At 62.1% G+C, this 23,282-nt stretch carries 22 protein-coding genes and 3 pseudogenes; 12 read left to right on the top strand and 13 right to left on the bottom strand.

The window, feature by feature from the left end; genetic code table 11:
- Positions 1-290: 290 nt before the first annotated feature.
- The 8 genes from ACWGS8_RS31895 to msuE all read right to left on the bottom strand — a co-directional run bounded on the left by ACWGS8_RS31895 (position 291) and on the right by msuE (position 7,337).
- Entirely contained in the window at positions 291-800 is a 510-nt protein-coding gene (locus tag ACWGS8_RS31895) for an RES family NAD+ phosphorylase (protein WP_454584667.1), read from the bottom strand.
- The gene (gene parS, locus ACWGS8_RS31890) at positions 797-1,282 is read right to left on the bottom strand and encodes a type II RES/Xre toxin-antitoxin system antitoxin (RefSeq protein ID WP_454584666.1); all 486 of its coding nucleotides are present in this window, start codon (positions 1,280-1,282) and stop codon (positions 797-799) included. The genes ACWGS8_RS31895 and parS overlap by 4 nt, the downstream gene beginning before the upstream one ends.
- Positions 1,283-1,469: 187 nt before the next feature.
- Positions 1,470-2,231, bottom strand: a complete 762-nt coding sequence (locus tag ACWGS8_RS31885) for an ABC transporter ATP-binding protein (protein WP_454584665.1) — start codon at positions 2,229-2,231, stop codon at positions 1,470-1,472.
- Between the two features lie 119 nt (positions 2,232-2,350).
- Positions 2,351-3,349, bottom strand: coding sequence for an ABC transporter substrate-binding protein (locus ACWGS8_RS31880; protein ID WP_454584664.1), 999 nt, complete (start codon positions 3,347-3,349; stop codon positions 2,351-2,353).
- Positions 3,350-3,395: 46 nt separating this feature from the next.
- On the bottom strand, positions 3,396-4,259 hold the full coding sequence (locus ACWGS8_RS31875) for an ABC transporter permease (protein ID WP_454584663.1): 864 nt from the start codon (positions 4,257-4,259) through the stop codon (positions 3,396-3,398).
- A 24-nt stretch (positions 4,260-4,283) separates the two neighbouring features.
- The gene (locus ACWGS8_RS31870) at positions 4,284-5,642 is read right to left on the bottom strand and encodes an LLM class flavin-dependent oxidoreductase (protein ID WP_454584662.1); all 1,359 of its coding nucleotides are present in this window, start codon (positions 5,640-5,642) and stop codon (positions 4,284-4,286) included.
- Positions 5,643-5,681: 39 nt separating this feature from the next.
- Positions 5,682-6,614 carry a TauD/TfdA dioxygenase family protein gene (locus ACWGS8_RS31865; RefSeq protein WP_454584661.1) on the bottom strand — a complete coding sequence of 311 codons (933 nt, stop codon included), beginning with the start codon at positions 6,612-6,614 and terminating at the stop codon, positions 5,682-5,684.
- Between the two features lie 84 nt (positions 6,615-6,698).
- Positions 6,699-7,337 (bottom strand): FMN reductase, encoded by a 639-nt coding sequence (gene msuE, locus ACWGS8_RS31860; protein ID WP_454584660.1) that lies wholly within the window; start codon positions 7,335-7,337, stop codon positions 6,699-6,701.
- A gap of 475 nt (positions 7,338-7,812) precedes the next feature.
- On the opposite strand from msuE, the gene panB reads away from it, so the two are divergent.
- Together panB and panC are read left to right on the top strand one after the other, a co-directional pair.
- On the top strand, positions 7,813-8,658 hold the full coding sequence (gene panB, locus ACWGS8_RS31855; protein WP_454584659.1) for a 3-methyl-2-oxobutanoate hydroxymethyltransferase: 846 nt from the start codon (positions 7,813-7,815) through the stop codon (positions 8,656-8,658).
- Entirely contained in the window at positions 8,655-9,536 is an 882-nt protein-coding gene (gene panC, locus ACWGS8_RS31850; RefSeq protein ID WP_454584658.1) for a pantoate--beta-alanine ligase, read from the top strand. Before panB ends, panC begins: the two co-directional genes overlap by 4 nt.
- Before the next feature lie 384 nt (positions 9,537-9,920).
- Here the strand turns inward: panC and ACWGS8_RS31845 are convergent, their stop codons facing one another.
- A complete protein-coding gene (locus ACWGS8_RS31845) occupies positions 9,921-11,114 on the bottom strand; it encodes a DUF1173 domain-containing protein (protein WP_454584703.1) in 1,194 nt (397 codons plus the stop codon).
- A 222-nt stretch (positions 11,115-11,336) separates the two neighbouring features.
- On the opposite strand from ACWGS8_RS31845, the pseudogene ACWGS8_RS31840 reads away from it, so the two are divergent.
- A pseudogene (locus ACWGS8_RS31840) lies at positions 11,337-11,408 on the top strand (recombinase family protein); the annotation flags it as partial.
- On the opposite strand, the gene ACWGS8_RS31835 reads toward ACWGS8_RS31840, so the two are convergent.
- The 3 genes and pseudogenes from ACWGS8_RS31835 to ACWGS8_RS31825 form a co-directional block, all read right to left on the bottom strand.
- Positions 11,394-11,723: an IS1096 element passenger TnpR family protein gene (locus tag ACWGS8_RS31835; protein WP_454584702.1), complete on the bottom strand. Its 330-nt coding sequence runs from the start codon at positions 11,721-11,723 to the stop codon at positions 11,394-11,396. The pseudogene ACWGS8_RS31840 and the gene ACWGS8_RS31835 sit on opposite strands and share 15 nt — an antisense overlap.
- A gap of 14 nt (positions 11,724-11,737) precedes the next feature.
- Positions 11,738-11,815: pseudogene (locus ACWGS8_RS31830) on the bottom strand (hypothetical protein); the annotation flags it as partial.
- A 304-nt stretch (positions 11,816-12,119) separates the two neighbouring features.
- The gene (locus tag ACWGS8_RS31825) at positions 12,120-12,362 is read right to left on the bottom strand and encodes a DUF982 domain-containing protein (RefSeq protein WP_454584657.1); all 243 of its coding nucleotides are present in this window, start codon (positions 12,360-12,362) and stop codon (positions 12,120-12,122) included.
- Between the two features lie 139 nt (positions 12,363-12,501).
- On the opposite strand from ACWGS8_RS31825, the gene ACWGS8_RS31820 reads away from it, so the two are divergent.
- From ACWGS8_RS31820 to ACWGS8_RS31800, 5 genes and pseudogenes are all read left to right on the top strand, one after another.
- On the top strand, positions 12,502-12,657 hold the full coding sequence (locus tag ACWGS8_RS31820) for a hypothetical protein (RefSeq protein ID WP_454584656.1): 156 nt from the start codon (positions 12,502-12,504) through the stop codon (positions 12,655-12,657).
- Positions 12,658-12,747: 90 nt separating this feature from the next.
- Positions 12,748-13,662 (top strand): ArdC family protein, encoded by a 915-nt coding sequence (locus ACWGS8_RS31815; protein ID WP_454584655.1) that lies wholly within the window; start codon positions 12,748-12,750, stop codon positions 13,660-13,662.
- A 451-nt stretch (positions 13,663-14,113) separates the two neighbouring features.
- Positions 14,114-16,246, top strand: a pseudogene (locus tag ACWGS8_RS31810) (ParB/RepB/Spo0J family partition protein).
- A gap of 17 nt (positions 16,247-16,263) precedes the next feature.
- On the top strand, positions 16,264-16,704 hold the full coding sequence (locus ACWGS8_RS31805; protein WP_454584654.1) for a hypothetical protein: 441 nt from the start codon (positions 16,264-16,266) through the stop codon (positions 16,702-16,704).
- Positions 16,705-17,055: 351 nt separating this feature from the next.
- The gene (locus tag ACWGS8_RS31800) at positions 17,056-17,679 is read left to right on the top strand and encodes a DUF1419 domain-containing protein (RefSeq protein ID WP_454584653.1); all 624 of its coding nucleotides are present in this window, start codon (positions 17,056-17,058) and stop codon (positions 17,677-17,679) included.
- A gap of 36 nt (positions 17,680-17,715) precedes the next feature.
- On the opposite strand, the gene ACWGS8_RS31795 is transcribed toward ACWGS8_RS31800, so the two are convergent.
- Positions 17,716-18,102 carry a hypothetical protein gene (locus ACWGS8_RS31795; RefSeq protein ID WP_454584652.1) on the bottom strand — a complete coding sequence of 129 codons (387 nt, stop codon included), beginning with the start codon at positions 18,100-18,102 and terminating at the stop codon, positions 17,716-17,718.
- A 338-nt stretch (positions 18,103-18,440) separates the two neighbouring features.
- Here ACWGS8_RS31795 and ACWGS8_RS31790 point away from each other — a divergent pair, with 338 nt between their 5' ends.
- The 4 genes from ACWGS8_RS31790 (at position 18,441) to ACWGS8_RS31775 (ending at position 23,002) form a co-directional block, all read left to right on the top strand.
- Positions 18,441-19,130, top strand: coding sequence for a transposase (locus tag ACWGS8_RS31790; protein WP_454584651.1), 690 nt, complete (start codon positions 18,441-18,443; stop codon positions 19,128-19,130).
- Positions 19,131-19,638: 508 nt separating this feature from the next.
- Positions 19,639-20,049, top strand: coding sequence for a helix-turn-helix domain-containing protein (locus tag ACWGS8_RS31785; protein ID WP_454584650.1), 411 nt, complete (start codon positions 19,639-19,641; stop codon positions 20,047-20,049).
- Positions 20,050-20,771: 722 nt separating this feature from the next.
- Positions 20,772-21,815: a DUF7146 domain-containing protein gene (locus ACWGS8_RS31780; protein WP_454584649.1), complete on the top strand. Its 1,044-nt coding sequence runs from the start codon at positions 20,772-20,774 to the stop codon at positions 21,813-21,815.
- A gap of 245 nt (positions 21,816-22,060) precedes the next feature.
- Complete coding sequence (locus tag ACWGS8_RS31775; protein ID WP_454584648.1) at positions 22,061-23,002, top strand: DUF2493 domain-containing protein; 942 nt, start codon at positions 22,061-22,063, stop codon at positions 23,000-23,002.
- Positions 23,003-23,282: the final 280 nt, after the last annotated feature.

The following is a 23,282-nucleotide window of genomic DNA, read 5'->3' as shown; positions in this document are numbered from 1 at the left end:
AGCACGCGGGCCCGCCAGATTGATGGAGCTGGCGCTAGACGAGATTTACGAACTTGACGAACAGGGCCTCGCGCCGGAAATGGAGAAGGCTATGCCTTCGGTACGCAGACCAACGAGGTCCACAATCACGACCGCCTGATCGGAGATTATCGACCCGGCATAGCGACCGAGAACGCTGTGTCAAGGATGCACGCAACCCGCAGCCTGGTCGTGCGGAAGTCGGGGCACACTTGTATTTTATGGATCAGAAAACCCCAGGGGCCCTCCAGCCGTGGTCCCAACGGCTCGGGTTAGTGGCCGGCCGGGGGATGCAGCCTTGTGTCGAGGGCAAAGGCTTCCTGGAGCTTAAGCGCATAGACACCTGCCGCCACGCTCGCCACGAAGATAAGGTTCCAGCTATATGACGAAACCGCGCTCGGTATCGCCACGAAGCGATGTTTCAGCAGAAGGTCATCCCCAAATGCCTGCTGACCCGCGCCTGGTATGCCGGGGCGCAGCCAGTTCGGATTGGGCACGCTCGCAGGATCAACGACATGTATAGCGGACGCATCGCCGATGACAGTGGCCGTTAGCGTGTGAGGAACTGTGTCGAGCGCGCGAAAACCCTTGTGCACGGCGACTTCGAGAATGGCTCCCGCGGGATCGATCGAGCAGTAGACCGCTCTCACGCCCTTGCTGTTCCAACGACCCCCGACCCGATAGGCACCTTCGCCACTGTCCCAAGTCGAGGCGTGCAGGGTCTGATCGAGCCGCCATGCAATGAGTTCCGTCCCTCCGAGCGCTAACGGCAGAGGCGTCATGCATACACGCCATATTCAAGCCGCTCCAGATAGTCTTCGACCAGTTCGACGCCAGCGGGGGTGCCCAGCAAATCGATCGGACGATGTTGGTCGAGCCCGATCGCCGGGCGCTCCAACCATTGCTCGGCTTCCGCCTGCGTGCCGAGGACATCCGTCGCCTTTGCCAGGATCTCCGCAAACTTCCACGTCCGTCCGCTCTGCTCCTGGCTAAGAGGTTTGGATGGAGCATCTTTGCGGCGCTGCCAGGTTCGCAGGCTCATACCAACCGCCTTTTCGAGCGACGCCGTCTTGTCGATGAAGACCAGTTGCCCGACGAGATGGTACAAGGCCGAGGCCGGAAGACCGCTTAGCAGCAATTCATGCGCATCAAGTGCGCCGGTCAATCGACGCGATAACACACGAGACCCGCCGAGCAGTGCCTCCACCTTCTGGAGATCGCCGCTTCTCGCTTCCGCAAGAACCTTATCCGCTGTGGCTGCCATGTCTGCCCCTATGTCATGTGTCGCTCCAAATATGACAGTTGACGCCCAAGATTTCAAGGGCGGTGCGTATGCGATCTTTGGGGCCGAGGATCATGCCAACCGGAGCAACAAGCGGTGGGAGCTGTGACGCGGTTCCGCGAAGTTCATAGGCCGAGGCGATATGGGCGCGTCTGGCGTCTTGCCGCTCTCAGTGCAAGCCGAACTCGCGCAGCAGTTCCTCGCGATAGCGCACGAACCTTGTTTCGCTGCGGTCGCGCGGGCGGGGCAGGTCGACATCGATCAGCCGCGCGGCGCCGCCTTTCTCCTTGGGCAGGATCAGCACCCTGTCGGCGAGATAGATCGCCTCTTCCAGATCATGCGTGACCATGACCATGGTAACGTTCTCCTCACTCCATATGCGGACCAATTCCTCCTGCATGGAAATCTTGGTCATGGCGTCGAGAGCCCCGAGCGGTTCGTCGAGCAGCAGGATCTCAGGTTGCACCGTCAACGCCCGGGCGATGCCGACACGTTGCGCCATGCCGCCCGAAAGCTGCCGCGGCCAGGCATCGGCGAACTCGGCAAGGCCAACCAGCGCGATATAGAACCGCGCCCTCTCTTCGGCTTCAGCCTTGGGCGCGCCGCGCACTTCAAGCCCGAAGGCGACATTGCCGAGCACGGTCAGCCACGGCAGCAGGCGCAGCTCCTGGAAGATCACCGCGCGCTCCACGCCGACACCCTCCACCTTTCTGCCGTCGATCGCGACGGCACCACTGTCGGCGCTTTCCAGCCCCGCCAGGATGCGCAGAAGCGTCGTCTTGCCCGATCCGCTTGCGCCGACGATCACGAGGCACTCGCCGGGGTGGATGTCGAAATTGAGCGAGCGCAGCACGGCAAGCTGGCGGCCGCCGAGGCTGAATGATCTGGACAAGTCGCGTATCGTGATCTCGCCGCCGCGTGGAGTAACCATGGCTCGCGCCTCCAGAGCAATTCCCGGAAAAGCGGTCAAAGGGTTTTCCGTCCGAATTGCGTAAAACAAAAAAGTTTGATCGGTTCGGCGGTTCAACCAGACGCTGAACCGATCTGGGCTCAGTTGGTCTTGGTTTCGCCCGGCCGGTAGAGAATGTCGGCGGCCTTGAGTTTGCCCTTGGGCAAACGGCCGTCGCGTTCCAGAATGCTCAACCAGAAATCGACGTCGTGGTCGGTCGCCTTAGCGCCCTCGCGTAGGCCGAAGCCGGTCCAGTAACGCGCAAGCTCGCCATTCTCACCGCGTTTGTTAAGGAAGTCGGCCAGCACCTTGCGCGCCTCGTCAGGATTTTGCCGTGACCAGTCGGCGGCGCGCGCCGACTGTTGGACGAAGCTGCGGGCAGCGTCGGGATTGGCGGCGATGAAGTCCCGCCGCAGCACGACGAAACCGCCTGCGATTTCGCCCAGCACATCGGTATCGTTGAACACGCCGCGCACGCCGCCATTGTTGACCAGGGCGCCGCCGAACGTCGCCTGCCAGTAGCCGAACCCGGCGATATCGACCTGGTGTGAACGCAAGGTTTGCTCGAGCTGGGGCCCGGGCACCACGACCAACTTGGCGGCATCAGGTGGCATGCCGACGCTGTGCAACGCCTCGCGCACCGTATAGTCGAGATGAGCGCCGAGCGTGTTGACCGAGATCGTCTTGCCGGCGATGTCGGCGATCGATTTGATAGGACTGTCCTCGAGTACATAGAAGATGCTTTTGACTTGGCTGTTGATGCCGTTGCTCGGATAGGCCGCTACGAAATCGTTGCCGCCGGCGATCGAATTGATCACCGCCGGCGTGGCGGCCGAACCCAGATCGACGCTGCCGGAAGCCAGCGCAAACAGCGACTCCGGACCGCCGCCGACATAGCCGACATTTTCGAGCTCAATGCCGAGGCCTGTGAAATAGCCAAGCTCGTTGGCGAGCTCATGCGGAGAGAAGCCGCCGCGGCCGGCGAGATAGCGGATTTTGACGGATGCGGCCTGCGACCGGGCTATCGAAGGCATTCCGGCGGCGATGATGCCGGCGGCGATGGGAGCATGCAGAAGAAGCGAACGGCGTGTGACGGTCATGATCGAGTCCTTCATTGTTTAGAAAGAGAGTGAGGGGGACGGCTGCTCAGTCGACGGGATTGTTCCAGCGGCACAGCCGCCGCTGCAGGGCGACCAGCGCCTGGTTCGCTATCAGGCCGAGGCCGGCGAGGATGACGATCGCCGCGAACATCAGCGGGACCTGGAAATTGTACTGCGCATTCATCACCTGGAAGCCGATGCCCTTGTTGGCGCCAATCATTTCCGAAGCGATCAGCAGCAGCAGCGCCGTGGAGGCACTGAGCCTCAAGCCCACGAAGATCGACGGCACGGCACCCGGCAGCACGACGCGGCGGAACACGGTGAACGGGTTCGCGCCATAGACGCGGGCCATTTCGATCAGTTTTGGATCCACTTCCTTGACGCCGCTGGTGGTGTTGAGTAGCAGCGGAAACAACGTCGCCCAGAAGATAATGAAGATTTTGGAGGTTTCGCCCAGACCCATGAGCAGGATGAAGACGGGGTAGAGCGCCAGCGCCGAGGTCTGCCGGAACAGCTGCAGGATCGGGTCGAGCGCGGTTTCCACAGCGCGCACCTGGCCCATCAACAGGCCAAGCGGAATGGCGACCGCGACGGCGGCGGCAAAGGCGGTACCGGCGCGCTGGAGGCTGATAGAAATGTCGCCGACGAGCGTGCCGCCGGCTAGACCCTTCGACAGGGCGACGATAATTTTGTCGAGCGGTGGCAGCACGGCTGCATTCACCCAACCGACGCTACTCGATACCTGCCACAGAAAGAGGAAGGCGACCAGCACGCCGTAGCGCGACAGGAAGCGGAGGGCCGTCCGGCCGCCGAGGCGCAAGGCATCGATGCCGAGGCCGCCGCCGCCGCCCTCTCGGCCAAGGATTCCACTACGGCCAAGAACTGGCCGCTCGATGTGCTGTAAACTCATCGTCATGCCTTTCGTTGGGGAAGATTACTCGGCGGCGAGCACGGATGAGCGCGCGGCGGTTTTCAGGGTCCATGGATTTTCTGGCCGCCTGAGGCCGAGGTTTTCACGCAAGGTCCGGCCTTCGTAAGCGGTGCGGAACAGGGCGCGGCGCTGCAGCTCGGGGATCACCAGGTCGACGAAGTCGTCGAGCGCGCCGGGCAGCCAAGGCGGCAGGATGTTGAAGCCGTCGGCGGCTTCGCTGGTGAACCATTCTTCCAGCTGGTCGGCGATGTCGGTGGCGCTGCCGATGATGGTGTAGTGGCCGCGCGCCGTCGCCACCCATTGATAGAGCTGGCGGATCGAAAAATTGTGCTCGTCGGCGATCTGGCGGATCAGCGCCTGGCGGCTCTTCAGGCCTTCGGTCTCCTTGGCTACCGGCAGCGGTCCGTCGAGCGGATAGCCCCGGATGTCGAGCGTCTGGCCGGCCAGTCCGTTGAGCAGCGCCACGCCATCCTCGGGCAGGATGAGGTCGTTGAGCTGCTGGTACTTGCCTTGCGCTTCTTCCCTCGTGCGGCCGACGAAGGGCGCCACACCCGGCATGATCAGCACCTGGCCGGGGTCGCGGCCGGCTTCAAACACGCGCGCCTTGATGTCGCGGTAGAATTCCTGCGCCGTCTCGAGCTTCTGGTGGGCCGTGAAGATCACCTCGGCCGAGTGCGCGGCAAGCCCGCGCCCGTCCTCGGACTGCCCGGCCTGCACCACGACCGGATGGCCCTGCACCGGCCGCGGGACGTTGAGCGGACCTTTGACGTTGAAATGCGCGCCCTTGTGGTCGATGTCGTGCAGCTTGTCCTTGTCGTAGAAGCGGCCCGACTTCTTGTCGCGGATGAAGGCGTCGTCCTCCCAGCTGTCCCACAGCGCCTTGACCGTCTCGACATGCTCGTGCGCCCTTGCATAGCGGTCGGCATGATCGGGCTGGGTGTCGCGGTTGAAATTCTGCGCGGTCTCGTCGCCGGCCGAGGTCACGACGTTCCAGCCGGCGCGGCCATTGGACAGCAGATCCAGAGAGGCGAATTTGCGCGCTAGCGTGTAAGGCTCTTCATAGGTCGTGGAAGCGGTCGCGATGAAGCCGAGATGCTTGGTCAGCGGGGCAAGTGCTGCAAACAGCGTCACCGGTTCGAAGCCGGCGATTTTGGCGTTGCCGCCCTCGCGGCCGCCAAGCCCTACCGACAGGCTGTCGGCCAGGAAATAAGCGTCGAACAGGCCGCGCTCGGCGGTTTGGGCTAATTGCTTGTGGAACTCGAAATTGGTGGCGCCATCGGCCGGCGCATCGGGATGGCGCCATGCGGCAAGATGCTGTCCGCCACCGGGCAGGAATGCGCCAAGTCTGATCTTTCTGGACATTTGTGCTCTCATCGCTGGGTGAGGGGAAATCGCCTATGTTCAGGCGGCCTTGGCGGTCGCCGGCTTGGTTGCCTTGGTGCGGATAACGCTTCGACGCCCGTCGATGGCAACGGGCACGTCGCCATCGACGGTCGCGCGTCGGACAACCCGGTGCTGGTCGCCATAGTCATTGACGGCATAATGCTGGGTGGCGCGGTTGTCCCAGATCGCCACGTCTCCTGGCCGCCAATGCCAGCGCACGGTGTTTTCCGGTGCGGTGATGTAGGACTGGAAAACCTCATAAAGTTTTTGGGAATCGTTCTTGGAGAGGCCGACAAAGCGCTGCACGAAATTGCCGAGGAGCAGTGTGCGTTCGCCCGTTTCGGGATGAACCCGCACAACCGGGTGCTCGGTTTCGTAGATCGTCGAGGTGAACACCTCTTCGAAGTGCCTTTTCTCCGCCTCGGTCGAGCGCGGTCGCGCGGCGGCGTAGTCGTATGCGTTGGAGTGCACCGCCCAAAGATTTTCGGCCAGCAGCTTCAGTGCAGTCGGCAGGCTCTCATAGGCAGCGGTGGTGTTGGCCCAGATCGTGTCGCCACCCGCCGGCGGAATGACGACGCCGCGCAGAACCGAGAATTTTGGGTAGGCGTCGACGAATGTGACGTCGGTATGCCACTGATCGGCACGCCCGCCACCGCGGCTTGAATCCAGTTCGAGGATCGAGGCCGTCCCAGCAATCGGACCCTGAGTCGGGTGTGGCACAAGGTCGCCCAGCCGTCGCGCAAAGCGCTCCTGCTCGGCATCGTCAAGGTGGTCTTGATCGCGGAAGAACACCACCTTGTGGCGCAGCAGAAGGTCGTTGATCGCGGTTACGACCGCGTGCGGCAGATCGCCGGAGAGGCGAACGTTGCGAATTTCGGCGCCCACATGCACCGTGAGCGGCGCGACATCGGCTTGCGGTATGGAAGCATCAACGAGAACTGGCTTGGTCATGGCATTCTCCGTGGGTTAAGTGAGCTGCTGGTCTGGACAATTTCGGAATCGTCCAATGTCCGAAGTGGGGGACTGAACGATCCGTCACTCCAAATTTGCGAGGGGAATTCGGCTCAGGGAGTGCCCTAGCGCTCGGCTCGCCGACCCGTTGGCTCGGATCACTCTGGGCCGCGGGGACGGCTCCTTCGAGGTTCGCGGCTCGAGATAAGCTTCGAACTGCCCGATCGCGCGCTCGAGTCGCTCGGCGAGGCTTGGGGAAATGGACGCCGGATCGGCAAAATCCCGTTCTGAGGCATAGATGCCGGTCGCAAGCGTGTGTGCTTCGAAGAAGCCGAAGAGCGGCCGCAACTGATGCTCGATCACCAGCGCATGGCGATCCCCGCCACCGGTCGCGGCGAGCAGAATCGGCTTGCCGCTGAACGCGGTGGGCTCCAGCAGATCGATCAGGTGCTTGAAGAGCCCGGTGTAGCTGCCTTTGTAGACCGGACTTGCGACAACCAATGCCTCGGCTTGAAGGAGGCGGTCAACGAGCCTCCTTGCGGTGGGATTGAGATCGGAGAGGCGGACGGCGGTACCCAAATTGGGGAACTGGCCGATGTCGAGGATTTCGGCAGTTTTGTCGTATCGGCGCGCCGCTCGCCTGACGATCTCTTCGACCAGAATGCGCGTGCGGGAAGGGGAGTTGTAGCTGCCGGAAAGTCCGACGATGGCGGGGGTGGTCATGGTCCGGCCCTTCTCCTTTGAAATGCAGCCGCATTCGTGAAGACGGGATCAGGCTAGGTAATTATACAAAATCTATAGAGAAAGCATATTGCGTGTTTGCAGCTATTCGTAAATTGGTTTTCTCGGTTTTCGACGCGGTGCGGTTCTCACATTCGACGAGCGATCGCGGACGTTGTCGCGGCTGCGGTCAGCACTAATCCGCAAGGTGAACGGTTCCAGATGCGACTTGATGCTTTGGCGTCTGGGAAGCCAGGCGCTTACCCGGCCCCATGTGTTCACGACTGGCGTTTAATTGTGTTGTGCACGGAGAAGCACTTACCGAACTGTTGGTGCAGAATCTGAGCGCAGGGTCGCCCGACTGGTTGTGACGATGAATGTCGCCGGCAAATGATTGTGCGCTGCAAATTTCTCTTCGCAACTGCACAAAAATGTGGCACATGCTTCCACTCCTGACGCAGGGGAAGGAGAAAACCTGGTGAGCGCAAAGGGAGGATCGAAGGCATTGACCGCCCCGGATATCGCGGCGCGGAAGGGCAAGACGCCCCTTGTTTGCTTGACGGCCTATACGACGCCCGTCGCCAAGCTAGTCGACGGCCATTGCGACGTGGTGCTGGTCGGCGACAGCGTCGGCATGGTGTTGCACGGCATGTCCTCCACTGTTGGCGTCACCCTCGAAATGATGATCCTGCACGGCAAGGCGGTGCGGCGCGGACTTCATAGCGCTCTGATGGTCGTGGACATGCCCTTTGGCTCTTACGAGGAAAGCCCCGCGCAGGCCTTCCGCAATGCGGCCCTGGTTATGGCCGAAACCGGGGCGGCGGCTGTCAAGCTCGAAGGCGGCGAAAGCGTCGCAGAGACAATCCGGTTCGTGACCGCGCGCGGCATACCCGTGATGGGCCATGTCGGACTGACGCCGCAGGCTGTCAATGCTTTTGGCGGTTATCACACTCAGGGACGAGGCGAAGATGCCGAACGAATCCTGCGCGATGCAACGGCGGTGGCCGAGGCTGGCGCATTCGCCGTCGTATTGGAGAAGATACCGGAAGCTCTTGCCCGGCTGATTACACAGGAAGTTGCGATACCCACAATCGGTATCGGTGCATCGCCGGCCTGCGACGGCCAAATCTTGGTTGTCCATGACATGCTGGGCTTGTTTGGCGCTTTTCGGCCACGATTCGTCAAACGCTATGCAGAGCTGGGAAAGGACGCCGAGGCAGCGATCGCGGCATACGCAAAGGAGGTGCGCGAGCGCTGCTTTCCGGCCGCCGAACACGTCTTCGGCGATGAGCCGGGCACGGTTAGTGGAGGAGAAGGCGCATGAGCACCGCGATCGTCCGGATCGTCTCCGAATTGCGCAGCATCGTTGCTGCGTGGCGCCGCGAGGGCCTAAGGATTGCCGTTGTGCCAACCATGGGCGCCCTGCATGAGGGTCATCTCAGCCTCGTGCAAGCCGCGCTGGCCAAGGCTGATCGGGTGATCGTGACGCTGTTCGTCAACCCGAGGCAATTCAACAATGCCGATGACCTGGCCGCCTATCCACGCACGGAACATGATGACGCCGCCAAGCTTGCAACTGTCGGCGCCCATATCCTTTATGCTCCCGATGCAGCCGACATATATCCGCAAGGCTTCGGGACCACAGTTTCGGTCGGCGGTGTGAGCGATGGGCTTTGCGGCACGTTCCGTCCCGGCCACTTCGATGGCGTAGCCACCGTGGTCACGAAGCTTTTTCTTCAGACTGGCGCCGATCTGGCTTTTTTCGGCGAGAAGGATTTTCAGCAACTTCACGTCGTGCGCCAGCTTGTCCGTGACCTCGATATCCCAATCAAGATCATCGCTGGCCCCACGGTCCGCGAAGCCGATGGCCTGGCAATGTCGTCGCGCAACACGCGCCTGTCTTTGGCTGAGCGCAACAGGGCGCCTAGACTGGCTGAAATCCTGGGCCAAACTGCAAGGCAGCTGAGTTCAGGAGAATCTGTCCAGCGTGCGCTGACTATCGGCCGAGAGGCGATCCTCGCCGCCGGCTTCTCCAAGGTCGAGTATCTCGAGCTGCGCTCGGAGAGTGACCTTGCCTCAATACTCACATTAGACCGACCAGCGCGGCTGCTCGTCGCCGCCTGGCTTAGCGAAACGCGGCTAATCGACAATCTCCAGGTGACGTTGCCGCGTCCTGAAGTGTTGCATCAAGCCGCTGCCTGAATCTTGAGTACGTGGTACGAACGCCGGAACTGCCGGCGATCCTATGCAAGGCCTGTGGGGAGATCGACTCCTGCAGCATGCCAGGAGATGGTCATCATGACGCTCCAAAACCTCGCCGCGGGCGAAACAGCTTTCACCTACCGTTAAAGCAGCGCCACAACCTAAACATATGAACAAATGCTAATGTAAGGAACGGAACGTAGTCCGATCCTGAGAAACCAGCGAAGCTCATTCGAAAATTCGATCTCGCTAATCTAATCTTTACCATGGCTATGCGACCTTCACGGACGGATAGGTGCTGCGTTCCGCCAGACAAGCCCACTTGGCCCCGGCCGAGTGGGCTTTCGTTCATTGGCTTTGTTCGGCCAAAGCCTCCAGCTAAAATCATGTGGGCAGGGGCGGCATGTCTCCATCCGCCACCCTCCACAACCACGCATCGATTTCGGGCCGCGATGCGATCAACTCCCCAACTGCATCCAGGTAAGATGAATCGGCAATTGGCGGGACGATGTAAAGCGCGGTCGATCGCGGCTGCCCCTGTGTCAGGGCGGCAGCTGCCGGCCGATCTGCCGGCAAATTGTAGCGCAGGCCCTTTACGCTACGCGTCTGCAGCCTGGCCAGTGCATCGACCAGCTTCTTTTCGTAAGCGGATTCGTAAGGTACCCAGTTTTCCGCCACCACCATCAGCGCCAGTTCCTCGATGACGGCGAGCCCGGTCGGCGTGAGTGCGAACGTTGCGATCGCGATCAGGTGTGACGCCTCATCGGTGTCCCAGAGCATAAGCTCGGTCTCGAAGCGAGACTGGAGCCGGCGGTAAAGTCCATCATCGACCAAGAATACGAACCCTGGCATGTGCTTGATGATCAGCTTGTGACCGCTGCGCGCCCGCTCAAGTTCCTTGACCTCGCCAACGAGGATCATCAGCTGCCTCGGGCCGGTCTTCGGCGGCTGAGCAGGCGCGAGCGCCGCCGCACGTCGCTGCTCGATCCCGGCCTTGTCGGCAGACCGGAACGGCTCCGGCACGAACAGGATGTCGCTCAACATCCCGCCCTTCGCCGTCATCTGTCTTGCGGCTTCGATCAGGTGCCATCGGATGTTCCACCAATGGCGCTTCCCGGTCCAGCGTGAGGTCCAGGCCGTCAACTCGGCTTCATGCCAAAGGTAGTGAAGCAGGCTGCGCAAGGACAATTTCTTTGCGTCGCCGGTCACGCTGTCGGAGCTGCCCGCATACGCAACAGGTCTTGCCCGGCCAGCAACCTTGGACAGGCTGAAATCCAGCTTCAGCGAGGCCAGCCCACTCTCGGGATCGACCTGGATTGCGCTCACCATCAGCATGCCGAGACCGGATAGCTCATCGGGCGGCTCGTAGGACGAACAGGACGGATCATGCCCGCCCCCCGACGACGGCATGCGCTTGACGATGTACTGCTCGCCGACCTGGGCAATATACATCGCCACGCCCGGCTCTTGGCACAGGCAAAGTGGCCGGCTCTTGCGCCGGTAGGCCTCCGCAAGGACGACCTGCAGGTCAGACGCCGATTCTTCTATGACCTGGTCAGCAATTCTAAATCGTCGCATCGCCTCCATCGCTCCGGGTGCCGCCGCATCCCTGGATGCGCATTGATTCATGATTTCGGCATCGTGGCAACCGCGATTGTTCTCGCCAGCAGTGCGAATGTGCTGGAAGGGTGGCCTGACTCATCTCGTAGGCCGGAGCAATACTGGTGATGCATCGGCCGGGCCATCGTGCGCCTCGACCGGCTCGGCCGATCACTGGGGGAACTCCTGGCAACGGTGGCTATGCTACGGGGGCGGCAGATTGCACTTCTTAGCCTCGAGGAAAAGATAGACACCTCCTCAGCCGCCGGCGAACTCGTTTTCCAGGTATTCGGCGCCATCGCTCGTTTCGAGCGGCGCCTGAAGCGTGAGGAGTTGCTCGATAGTGACGACATGCTCCCAATGAACGCCGAAGTCGTAGAGATAGATGAACGAGGGCCCGGGATGGCGCGCGAAATCGAGAAGCCGGACCTCAGTCTCATCGAAGGAGCGGGATCCGCCCTCATATTCCATCTCACCGGGCTCTTCCGGATCGCCATAGGAAAGGCCGCCAACCCGAAACTGATGCAGATGGCAGTTCCACCAATTGAAAGCAGATGGATGACGAGATGCAGTTGTCCGAGATGCCATGTCCAGGGAACGATCACGCGGCGCCAAACCGCCGGCCCGATCCCGGCAATCTCGATCCTGATCCGTAGCGCATTGGGTTCCTGGAACAGCATGACGGCAAGTGGAACCGGTTCGCTGCGAATCTGTCAACCGTGGCGTCGCACGTTGCGGGGAATGCAGTGTTGAATATGGTTCCGGGGACGCCGGAGGTTTCTAGCGACGATAACAAGACCGCGGCCCTGTGATGTGCTTTTCCGCCAACCGGAGAGACCTCCGCCGCGACCATCGAATCAATCTTGCACGACGATCGCAGTATCCGGAACTTGTCTATGCGTCACTGATATATATTTAGGTTCGTTCTTTTAGTCTGCAGTGTTACTGCCTTGCACCAGTCGGAGCTAGTCGAGGCGGTTAAACTCAATCGCTGCGCAGGATTTTCGCTTCTAGAGCCGCCACGACGAAAGCTCGTCTGGCAACCGGCGGCGAGGCTTCGCCACGCAGAACCTGAAGGCATGCATCCATAGCCAGTTTGCGCTTCTTCGTCTGATGATGGAAGCTCCGGAGCAGGATGGTAGCCGCGTCGTTCACATCGAAAATGACGCGCTCACGGTCATGTCGCCCAACTTGCACCACCACGGGTCGGACGAACCTGCTCGACATCGAATTACACTCTCAATACCGAGCTTGGTGCAGTCTGCGCCTGCCATGACGTTAGGTCGTTTCATACATGGGTTAAAGAGGGCCTAATAGTGCCGACAGACCTCGCCTTTTACAGCTTCTCAAGCGGCGCGGCGCGGAGATGGCCGAGCTGCGCGGCCTCGTCCGCACGCTCGTCCAGCACATCCCAGTACTGATGCTGCAGGTCGCAGAGCGGGATGCCGTGATTGAGGGGCTGCGGCAGGAATTAGGACTATCGGGGGATGCCAAGGTCGTTCCGTTGTCCCGGCCGCCCTGACGGGCGGCTGGAGAGAAAGAGGGTTGCCGGAATCGGCGGGCGGTTGAAGGAGCGAGAGAGGCTTGCTCCGCTGTCCGTGGAGGTTCCCCAATGTCCAACATATCGCACTCGGTGGAACGCGCCGATGTCCATACCCGTATCACTGCCGAGATCGTCGCAGCGATCGAAGCCGGCGCCGGCGAGTTTGTAATGCCCTGGCACCATGATGGGACGGCGACCGCCCGCCCAATCAACGTTGCGTCCGGTAAAGCCTATCGTGGCGTGAACACGCTCGCCCTATGGGCAGCAGCGCAGAGTGCTGGACATTCCATGGGCCTGTGGGGGACGTATCGTCAGTGGCAGGCCCTTGGCGCGCAGGTGCGCAAAGGTGAGAAGTCCACGACGATTGTCTTCTGGGGACAGATCGGCGGCAACACTGACGAAGATGCCGACGAGTCTGGTGATGCTGGCGAACGTCGACGTTTATTCGCCCGCGGCTATTCGGTGTTCAACTGCGCGCAGGTCGATGGTTACGAGCCCGAACCCTCGGTTGCTAGCTCGGAAGAAGAACGCATCGCGCATGCCGATGCATTCTACGCCAACCTCGGCATCGACACCGTCTGCGGGGGCAACGAAGCCTATTATTTGCCTTCGGCTGATCGGGTGCATGTGCCAGCTTTCAGCTCGTTCCGTGATGCTGCCTCTCATTACAGCGTGCTTTTCCATGAAGGTCTTCACGTCACGGGGGCGAAGCACAGGCTCGACCGCGATCTATCCGGAAGGTTCGGCTCCGAAGCCTATGCCATGGAGGAGATAGTGGCTGACGCCGGAGCAGCCATGATTCTCGGCGATCTATCGATATCGGCACGGCCACGGCAGGATCACGCCGCCTATATCTCCAGTTGGTTGAAGGTTCTTCGCAACGACACTTCCGCCATTTTCGCGGCCTCGAGCAAGGCCCAGGCAGCCGTGGACTGGATGCATGCGCAACAGCCCTGCAGGCATCTCAACGCGGTAGCGGCCTGAAGCCAATGCGGCGGCGGGCACAATTGGTGCCCGCCGCCGTGACACTTCCGCCGTCCTCGCCCGATGAAGGAGATTCTCGATCGCCAGCTTCCGCTTTTCCCCGCTGAGCCGGCGCACTTCGCAGCGGAGCAGCATAATCTCAGCCTCCATTTCCCGCACCTTGGCTGCGAGGTCCTTGGACGGCCAGGTGCCTGCACGGCTGCCTCGATTTCATCGGGGATGTCACGAGGCGTCTTGTAGAGCGGATTTCGGCCTTGCCTGCTTCGAACTGAAGCGGGGCTGATCCGCGAGCCGAAACCATCGCAGTGCTTACTGACCACGACCCGTCAAATGTTGCGGCGGGCGGCCGGCGCCGGCGCGAGGCCTGGAGGCAGAGGGGGGAGGGGAGGTTTTTGACGGGCTTGGAGGTTCGGGGAGAGGCCCCGGGCCGCCCGTCGTGGAGAACCTGACCATGGCAAAGGCCATTGAGAAGATCGCGATGAACGCCGCGGAGAACATTCCCTATGACAGATTGATGCTGTCGCAGAAGAATGTCCGGGGCACTAAGGACGGCGTGTCGATCGAGCAGCTGGCCGACGACATCGGGCGGCGAAAGCTCATCTAGAGCCTGAACGTCCGTCCCGTGCTCGACGGTGAGGGCGCGGAGACCGGCACGTTCGAGGTGCCCGCTGGAGGCCGCCGTTATCTGGCGCTCGGGATCCTCATCAAGCAGAAGCGCCTGGCGAAGAACGAGCCGATCCCCTGCATCGTCAACCGCCGGCAGGAGACCTCAGCCGAAGAGGATTCGCTTGCCGAAAACTTGCGGCGCGCCGACCTCAGCCCGCTCGACCAGTTCCGGGCCTTCAAGACACTTAGCGATCAGGGCCTCGATCCCGACGAGATCGGTGCCCGCTTCTTCGTGTCGCCGGCGACGGTGAGGCAGCGCCTGAAGCTCGCGTCGGTGTCGCCAAATCTGCTCGATCTTTACGAGAAGGACGAGATCCGGCTCGAGCAAATCATCGCGTTTTCGATCTCGGACGACCACGCGCGCCAGGAGCAGGTCTGGGAGCGGATTTCCAGCTCGCATATGCATGAACCCTACTACATCAGGCGCCTCCTGACGGAGACCACGGTGCGGGCCGATGATCGCCGTGCCGTCTATGTCGGCGCGGAAGCCTATGAGGCCGCTGGCGGCGTCATCCTTCGCGACCTTTTCGAGCAGGATTGCGGCGGCTGGTTCCAGGATGCCGCACTTCTTGAGCAACTCGTGTTCGACAAGCTGAAGGCTGATGCCGAAGTGATCCGCGCCGAAGGCTGGAAATGGGTCGAGGCGGCGATCAGCTTTCCTTACGGCCACACATCCGGCATGCGGCGGATCTATGCCGAGGCGCAGGAACTGAGCGCCGAGGAGAGCGAGCGCTACGACGCGCTGAAGGCCGAATACGACAAGCTCGATGCGGATTATGCCGCGGCCGAGGATGCCGACGAGGCCAAACTCGACCAGCTCGGCGCCGAACTCGATGCGATCGACGATCGTCCTCAAAGCCACGACCCCGCCCAGAAGGCCATTGCCGGTGTGTTCGTGACGCTTGCAGCGGACGGTAAGCTCCAGGTCGAGGCCGGTTTCGTGCGGACCGAGGACGAGCCGCGGTCCGAAACCGGCGACGTCGATGAGGTCGAGGTCGTGGACGCGGATGACGAAATCCGATCCAATAGCGACGACGATGGCGTTGTCGTCAACGGCAAGCCGGTGAATGACAGCTCCAGCGAAGACGGCGAGGACGACGGCGTCAAGCCGCTGCCGGATCGGCTCGTCTTCGACCTGACCGCGCAGCGGACGCTGGCACTGCGCAACGCGCTCGCCGGTGACGTCGACGTCGCGTTCATCGCCGCGCTCCATGCCTTCGTGCTGCAGGTCTTCTATCGCTTCGCGCCGGACACCTGCCTGGAGATCAGTCTGAAGAGCGGCAGCTTCAGCCAGGTCGACGGCCTTGCCGAGACGTCCTGGGCAAAGGAGATCGCCGAGCGGCAGGAAGCCTGGGACCGCGATCTGCCCGATGAGGCGGAAGGCCTGTGGGACTTCCTCCTCAGCCTTGACGAGGCAAGCCGCAAGGCGCTGTTTGCGCACTGCGTCTCGCTGACGCTCAATGCGGTGGTCGAACCATGGAACAGGCGCCCGCGGGCGATCGAGCATGCAGACGTGCTTGGCGGTTCGCTGCAGTTCGAGATGGTTGACGCCGGCTGGACGCCTACGGTCGAGTTCCTCGGGCGGCTCACCAAGGCGCGCATTCTACAGGCTGTCCGTGAAGCCCGTGGCGCGGACTCCGCGCAGCTGATCGGCCACATGAAGAAGGATATCATGGCCCGCGAGGCCGCGCGTCTTCTCGAAGGATCCAACTGGCTGCCCGAGCCGCTGCGTCTTTCCGACGCCGCCGCCTCCGATCCCGTCGATCATGTTCCGGATGGCGAAGCCCTCGGCGCGGAAGACTGCGACGGGACGGCGGATGACCTGCCGGCGTTCATCGAGGCCGACGGGGAGCTGTCGACGGGTGAGCCGGCGGCCGAAGGCAACGACGCGAGCGCTCAGCTCGAGGCCGCCGAATAGTTATACCAACGAGCCAAGTGGGCCCGGCAATCGTGCCGGGCCCTTTTCGCATCATGGAGATCGATATGTTCCAGTGGGACAAGAGTTGCTCATACGACGAGGAGCAAAAAAGACGCTTTCATACGGCGGTCCGTTCAAGGTTGAAGAAGCTCGCCGCCGAACTCAACCTGTCATCGGGCAGCTACGACCGTCTGTCCAACAAGGCTGGGGTGGCTGTTTCGGGTGAGGCGACCTTGCATCACCCGCGCGCCTACATCCAGGTGGGCCAGTTCGGGCTTTCCTGCGGCCACGGCATCCTGATCCGATCCTGCAGGGGCCGCAAGGACTATACCGGCGGCCCGAACCATTTCGTTGCTCTCACCATGCTCGACGATATTCCCGCCCTTGCAGCCGCCGTCCGCGCCATCACCGGCGTGGGCTGTCGGGATTCGAATAGGTCCCAATTCCGCGCCGCCTGACCACCCCACAGCACCGCCGGCGCAAGTCGCCGGCGGTGTATCCCCCATGTCCTTCTGATGGCGATGCCGACGCGCCTGTAGGACATGACTGGTGAGATGTTGCCCGCCGCGACATGATCGCAAGCGCCCGTCTCGCGTGACGCAGGCGATTGAGCCGATCCCGAAGAATTCCGCCGTCAAAAGCAACGCCCACCCGCCAATCGTCAGCCGCTACCGACCACACCGGCCGACTAACATTGCGCCCGGTTCAACTCCGTCCGGCCTCCCTACAATCGCACTCCCTGCAACTGCGCCGACGCTCACCGCCGCGGCATGCCGCGCGCGGGGCACGGCCATTCCGAAAGAAAAGCCATGTCACATCATCCAGCTTTCCGAAAAGTCCATGACGAGATAGCCACCCGCGAACAGATGTTCCAGCTGTTCGACAGGCACCGCGACATCCCGGGCGTCGATCCGTTGTCCGGCACCCCTTACGAGGGTGAGTGGTTCGAGGTGACCGCGTCAACGTATCATTTCATGCTCAGCCTCCTGCCGCCGCTTTTTCAACGGACCGGCATGTTCGGCATGTCAGAGTACAAGGCCGGCTATGTCACCAGCGTGTTTTTCGCGATCAGGATCCGCGGCCGCGAACGCTGGTTTCACGGCTTCTGCAATCTTTCAAACAAACACAGCCCGAACGCCATGCGGGCTGCGATCATCGCGCACGAAACCGGGGCGGTCGACAGCATGACGCGTAAGGAGAAGCTCGAGGCGATCTGGCAAGCTACGCATCCTGACTTCAAAGGGATCGCCGGCGCCGCAAATCCGGATGCCTGGCCGGTCGAACAACGCGGCAAAGGTACCATTCTCGTCAACGCGGGCGCGCGAGGCACCGTGCTGAAGTTGCTTGAGGATCTGTCCGACGACGAGATCGACAAACTCTTGTCCGCCGCTCGATCGCGCCAGCGCCACGATTTTCGTCCACCCATGGTTTAATCAGATGGGGCATTCACATGCCATTTTGAGCAAATGCTAGTTGCGCAGCATGTAACCCGCGTTTCGTAAGGCGCCAATGAAGAGGCTGGCGTGGCCCATGATATCCACCTTGGCCTGCATCGGTAGCGGCAGGTTGGTCCAGTTCTCCAAGGGCGCGATGAAGTCCGAGAAGATACCGTTGACGATGCAATAGTGGGTTGCCAAGCCTTGCTTGTCCAACGCGAGGATGCCTATCTGATCGCTTGGATACCGGATAGCTGAGACCCGCTGGATCTCAGCGTCATCGGTCCGCACGTCGAACAGCAGCAGGCCACGACTCCTGGCGGCTATCTGCGCGGTTTTCTCAGTGAAGCTGAGGGGACACGAGCGAACGCTCTCGACCGCCATCCTGAAAACCAACGCGTCCAGTTCATCCGCCGCCATGAGCGAGACTGGCCGTAAAATAACGGCGATGGCAATCGGCTTTTACACATAGGCCGGCTGCCGACCGCTGACCGCCTAGCATGGCGAGTTTGTCGGTCGTTCGTGAAGCGGGCCAGCAGCGCCTTCGGATGACGGGCATCGATCCTGCCTCGAGTCTGGTCGAAGGGTGCAATTCCGTGTCGAACCCGAATAAGCTTGTTTTGTTCGCACGTGCGTGCCGCTCCTCCAGACGACGGGAGTCGAAACATCGCTTGCCCGGCGGCAGTTTCTTTCGATAAGGCTCGGACCGATAGAAACAGCGACCCGTTATGCAAGTCGCTTCTCCAAGGTAAGGCACCATGAAGCAGCAGACCCGACCATTCATTGTGGAGGTCAAACAGAAGCGCGGCATCCAAAAAAGAGGGAACTCTATTTGGGGCGATATTGACCTGTCCGCTGCTATGGCAGAGACAACCATGGGTGCTGAAGCAATGGATCCGCCAAATCGTCATGATGTTGACCCTAATTTAAGACCCGTTGATGCTGAAGGGGAGAATAACCCGCAAGCGGAGTATCATATGGCCGACCCTCAGGAAGCTGAATCGCCCCAAATTACTGCTGAAGCGCCGGCCAAGCCGAAGGCGCCCGGGCCGAAGAAGAAAGCTCCGCGAAGGCGGAAGGTACAGGCTGAGCCCAAGCAGCCTGCTCGCAGGAACGGCGCCAAGGCGGCGCCCGCAGCCGCTGAAGCTCCGGCAACAGCTGTCCGCACCGGACGAAAGATCTACTCCTCAAAAGAACGCGCCCAGAAGCTTGGCCAGATCGAGAAATCGATCGGCAGCGGCGAGACCCTCAAAAGCGCCGCAATGAAGGTCGGCATATCCGAGCAGACCTTTTATCAGTGGAAGAAGGTCGCAACGCCTGCCTCGGATGGCGGCGATCTCAAGGACCTGCTCGCGCTCGAGGAAGAAAACAAGCGCCTGAAGGGCCTGCTCGCCGAACATCTGCGCAAGGAGAATGCCGAGCTCAAGACGAAGCTGGGCCTCGCCTGAGACCACCCGAACCCGCTGACCGAGGATCCGCGCGACGCTCAGCGCCAGTGGCGGTATATTGTCTTCGCCGGTGCGCCACACCAAGGAGCTGAACTCGGCCGCGCACCGATCATTTCCTGGCACGACGCCTCGTCTGCACGGGCCGGCACGATATAGAGCGTGATCGGCTAAGGATCGGCTCTGAAACATGGCATTTCCAATCGGCTGATCGGCACTCGGCTCGTCGCTCAAACTGGTGGCTTCAGGCACGATCTTCTCTTGTCGGCGCAAGCCGAACTCTATGGTGACTGCAACCGGGGCGATATCTCGCCGCCCAGGAAAAAGCAGCTTATGCCCTGGGGTTGGCAACCCGGTTGTTGTTTGTCTAAACTCGCCCAGGAGCGAGTACGTGCAAAGACACGGGTTTTTGTTACCGAACAAACATGGCGAGGTGGATAACCCGCTTCGCGACAATGTTGCAGGCTGTCTTGAGACAGAACGCGATCGCCGTAAGCTTCGGCACCAACACATGGCCAAGCTATTCCAGACGGCGCCGGGACAGGGGCTGGCGTATCGCGCTTATATTCGGACGGTCCGCAAACGAAACAACGTCACTCTGCGCACTCTGGAGCAAATGGCCAAAGCGCTCGATCTCTCGATTGCCATAATGCTCTCCGGCGACGCTCACATTGAACCCTGGGCTTACGTCCTCAGCGCTAAATCGATCTGTACGCGGCTCGCCAATATTATTGACAGCGAGCGCGAGTGCCCCAATCTGCCGCGCCATGGAATGGCAGCACCGGTCGGCGTCTCGGAAGTCACCTACTCGAAACTCGAACGTGCGACTGGCAATATCAGCGTCGACACGATCGCCGGCGTCGCCAAGGCACTCGACCTTGATCCCCCGACGTTTTTCTTTATCGAACGCGAACCGGCCTAAGCAGGTCCCGTCGAGTCGCGCACGGCGTTTTTTCCAAATGTTCTTTGGCATTTTTTTCGACTGAACGACGCTTAACGTTTGGAGAACTCGAGGCCGCCCCGGGACGAAAGCAGTTGGCAAGCGGTCGTAGATGAGCGGCATGCACGCGCGCTGAGCTTGTCGAGCAGTTCAAGAGTAACGCTTAGGCTGTCCGGCCGCCCTGTTCCAGCCGGACCAGTTCAGCCTCGCCGATTGGTTGCTGCGCACGCGGTCTCGAGGACGAGGACCGCGAAGGCCACGCCGCCGATGAGGGCGGAGACTGACGGCTCGCCCTCGAGACCGCCGAGCAAGCTGGTTCCGTCCCACCCTGCGAAATGCCACCCGCTATCGGCCAATATCGTGGCGATATCGGCAGCGATTGACATTGCCCGGCTGGCCCTCCGTCAGGTCGAGATAGGCCTCATCGAGCGACAGTGGCTCTATCAGCTCTGGGATGCCGCCAGCGAAGCTTGCCCACCGCTCGTAAAAGGGGTGCTTCGCCAAGCCGCGACGAGTGCTGAGAGGAGGCGAGGTGGCCGAGCGGCCGGCGGCGGGTCGAGTGCTGGGAGATAGACTTCCGGCGCCGCCGCGGAGTCCTACCCGTGACGCAGATGGAAATCCAGGCGCCGGCGCGCAACGCGCGTGACGGCTACAAGGTCGTCGGCATCACCGACCGTGCGGGCTCAATTTGAGTGGAGGCAATCATGACCGGCTCGGCTTCCGACCTGGCACAGCGGCTTGGCGAACATGCCGAGGCGGTGTGCCGCGAATATCTTTCCAACGGCCGCCGCAGCGGCAACTACTGGATCGTCGGCGATGTCCGCAACACGCGCGGCCGCTCCATGCACGTGCGCCTGAAAGCCAATGGCAAAGGTCCGGCGGGCAAGTGGGCCGACGAGGCGACCTCCGAATTTGGTGATCTGCTCGATGTCATCCGCGAAAGCTGCGGCCTTATCGAGTTCCGCGATGTCGCCGATGAAGCCCGTCGCTTCCTCGCGATGCCACGGTCGCAGCCGCCAAACCCCGGCGCAGTAGGCCAGCCAGATGCGGCAAACGGCTCCCCCGGAGCAGCGCGTCGCCTGTTCGCCATGTCGCAGCCGGTTCCCGGCACGCTTGCCGAACGATATCTCGCTGGCCGCGGCATCCTGTTCTCCACGCATGAGCGTGCCTTGCGCTTTCATCCCGGCTGCTACTACCGCGATCTCGTGACGGGCGACACGCAGACGCTTCCTGCCCTTATTGCCGCCGTCACCGACCTCGACGGGCGTATTACCGGTGTCCAGCGCACCTGGCTGGACGCACGCGGCAACGGAAAGGCGCCGATCGCCGATCAGCGCCGCTCGCTCGGTCACTTACTCGGAAACGGCATCTGGCTTGGCCTCCAGCCCGGTACGCCTGTTCCGATCATGGCTGCTGGCGAGGGCCTCGAGACGATGGCATCCCTAAAGGTCGTGATGCCAGCGCTGCCGGTAGCCGCCGCCACCTCGGCCAATCACCTCGCCGGGATGATCTTTCCGCTTGGCTGCCGCCGCCTCTACATCGCAGCCGATGCGGACGCCGCCGGCCGGCATGGCATCGAGCGTCTCAGCCAGCGAGCAGGTCAGGCCGGGATCCTTGCCCTGGCACTGCGGCCGCGGCTCGGCGACTTCAACGATGATCTGCGCCATCTTGGCCCGGCCCATCTTGCGGCATGGCTGCGCGATCAGCTCGTCCCGGAGGATGCCAGTGTTTTCCTGCAGTCGGGATGAACGGCGCGACCCGGCGGGCGGGCAGGGGCGGCGTTCATGGGAAGGCCCGCGGGCATGGCGGGTTCCATCGAGAGGCGGCGCCCGCGGCCTGCCTGAGAGGCGACCCCTGCCACGCCCAGGCCACGGCCGCAACGGCTGCGCCGTCCTCCGCTTCGCTCCGGCCTTCGGTGCGGCCGCATCCCGAGCGAGGCCGTGGTGCGCTGTCAGGCCGCGACAGGCGCGGCCACAACCGACGGAGACGCGCCATGACCTTTGAGCTTCCTTCCGACGACGCCTACGAGCCCTACCACGCCTCCTCGCCGACCGACCGCGTCATTCTCGAGCTGCAGATGTACGGTCACCGTCCACATCAGGACGAGCCGGACCCCCGCCCCCTGCCGGACGAGACGGCGATCCGGACCGGGCTTGCGGGCATCGCCGAGACTTTCGCCGGCATGCTGGGCGACACCAGGCTCGAACCCGACCTCGACGACCTGCTCTGGTCCTTCACCAATCTCTTCCACCGCGCCGCCGAGCGCGTTTCCCGCGGCCTCGACCGCAACGAGGACGCGCAGCGCACGAGCCAGCACGAGCAGGACGGCTCCGAGGTGAAATCCGTCGAGCTCGAACGGCTCACCGCCGAAGGCATCACCCTTATCGAGCGCCGCAACGTGTTCGAGATCATGCGCGACGAGGCCGCCGACCTCTACGAGGCGAACACGGGATCGGCATGGCGGCCGCGCACCGGCTCCAAAGTCTCTCATCAGTCGCTGACGGCGGCGGTCATTGACTCCAGGGATTTCCTCGCCGCGCGGCGCCGTGCCGAAACCGAGGTGCTCGTGCCTGTCGGCACCAAGATCGCCTTTGCCGGCGGGCTCGACTTCAACGATCACGATCGGATCTGGGACGCACTCGACAAGGCCCGTGAAAAGCACCCCGACATGGTGCTGCTCCACGGCGGTAGTCCGCGGGGCGCGGAACGCATCGCCGCCTGCTGGGCCGAGAACCGCAAGGTCACGCAGATCGCCTTCAAGCCTGACTGGAACCGGCACGCCAAGGCGGCGCCGTTCCGGCGCAACGACCAGCTGCTGTCGGTCGTGCCGGCGGGCGTCATCGTCTTTCCCGGCTCCGGCATCACCGAGAACCTGGCCGATAAGGCCCGCCGCCTCGGCATCCCCGTCTGGCGGTTCGCGGAGGGCGGCGCGTGAAGCGCCGCTTTCATCGCAATCCGCACCACCGAACCGCGCGCGAAGCACCGCGCTCTCCGCCTCCACGGATCGTATCGACGCGCCGAAGCCTGCCGCCACGCAATGTGGTATTGCCTTCCGCGTTACATAGACGTATATACGTTCGCAGCACAGGAGTGCGCCATGGCCATCACAGCCACGAGGAAGGAAACACCCGTCTCGATGCGGTTTCGCGACGATGATCTCACCATCATCGACCGCGGCGCGGAGCTGCTTGGCCTGTCGCGCACGGAGTTCATGC

Source organism: Mesorhizobium sp. 43Arga, assembly GCF_053714255.1.
This window is presented reverse-complemented; position numbering and strand designations above follow the sequence as displayed.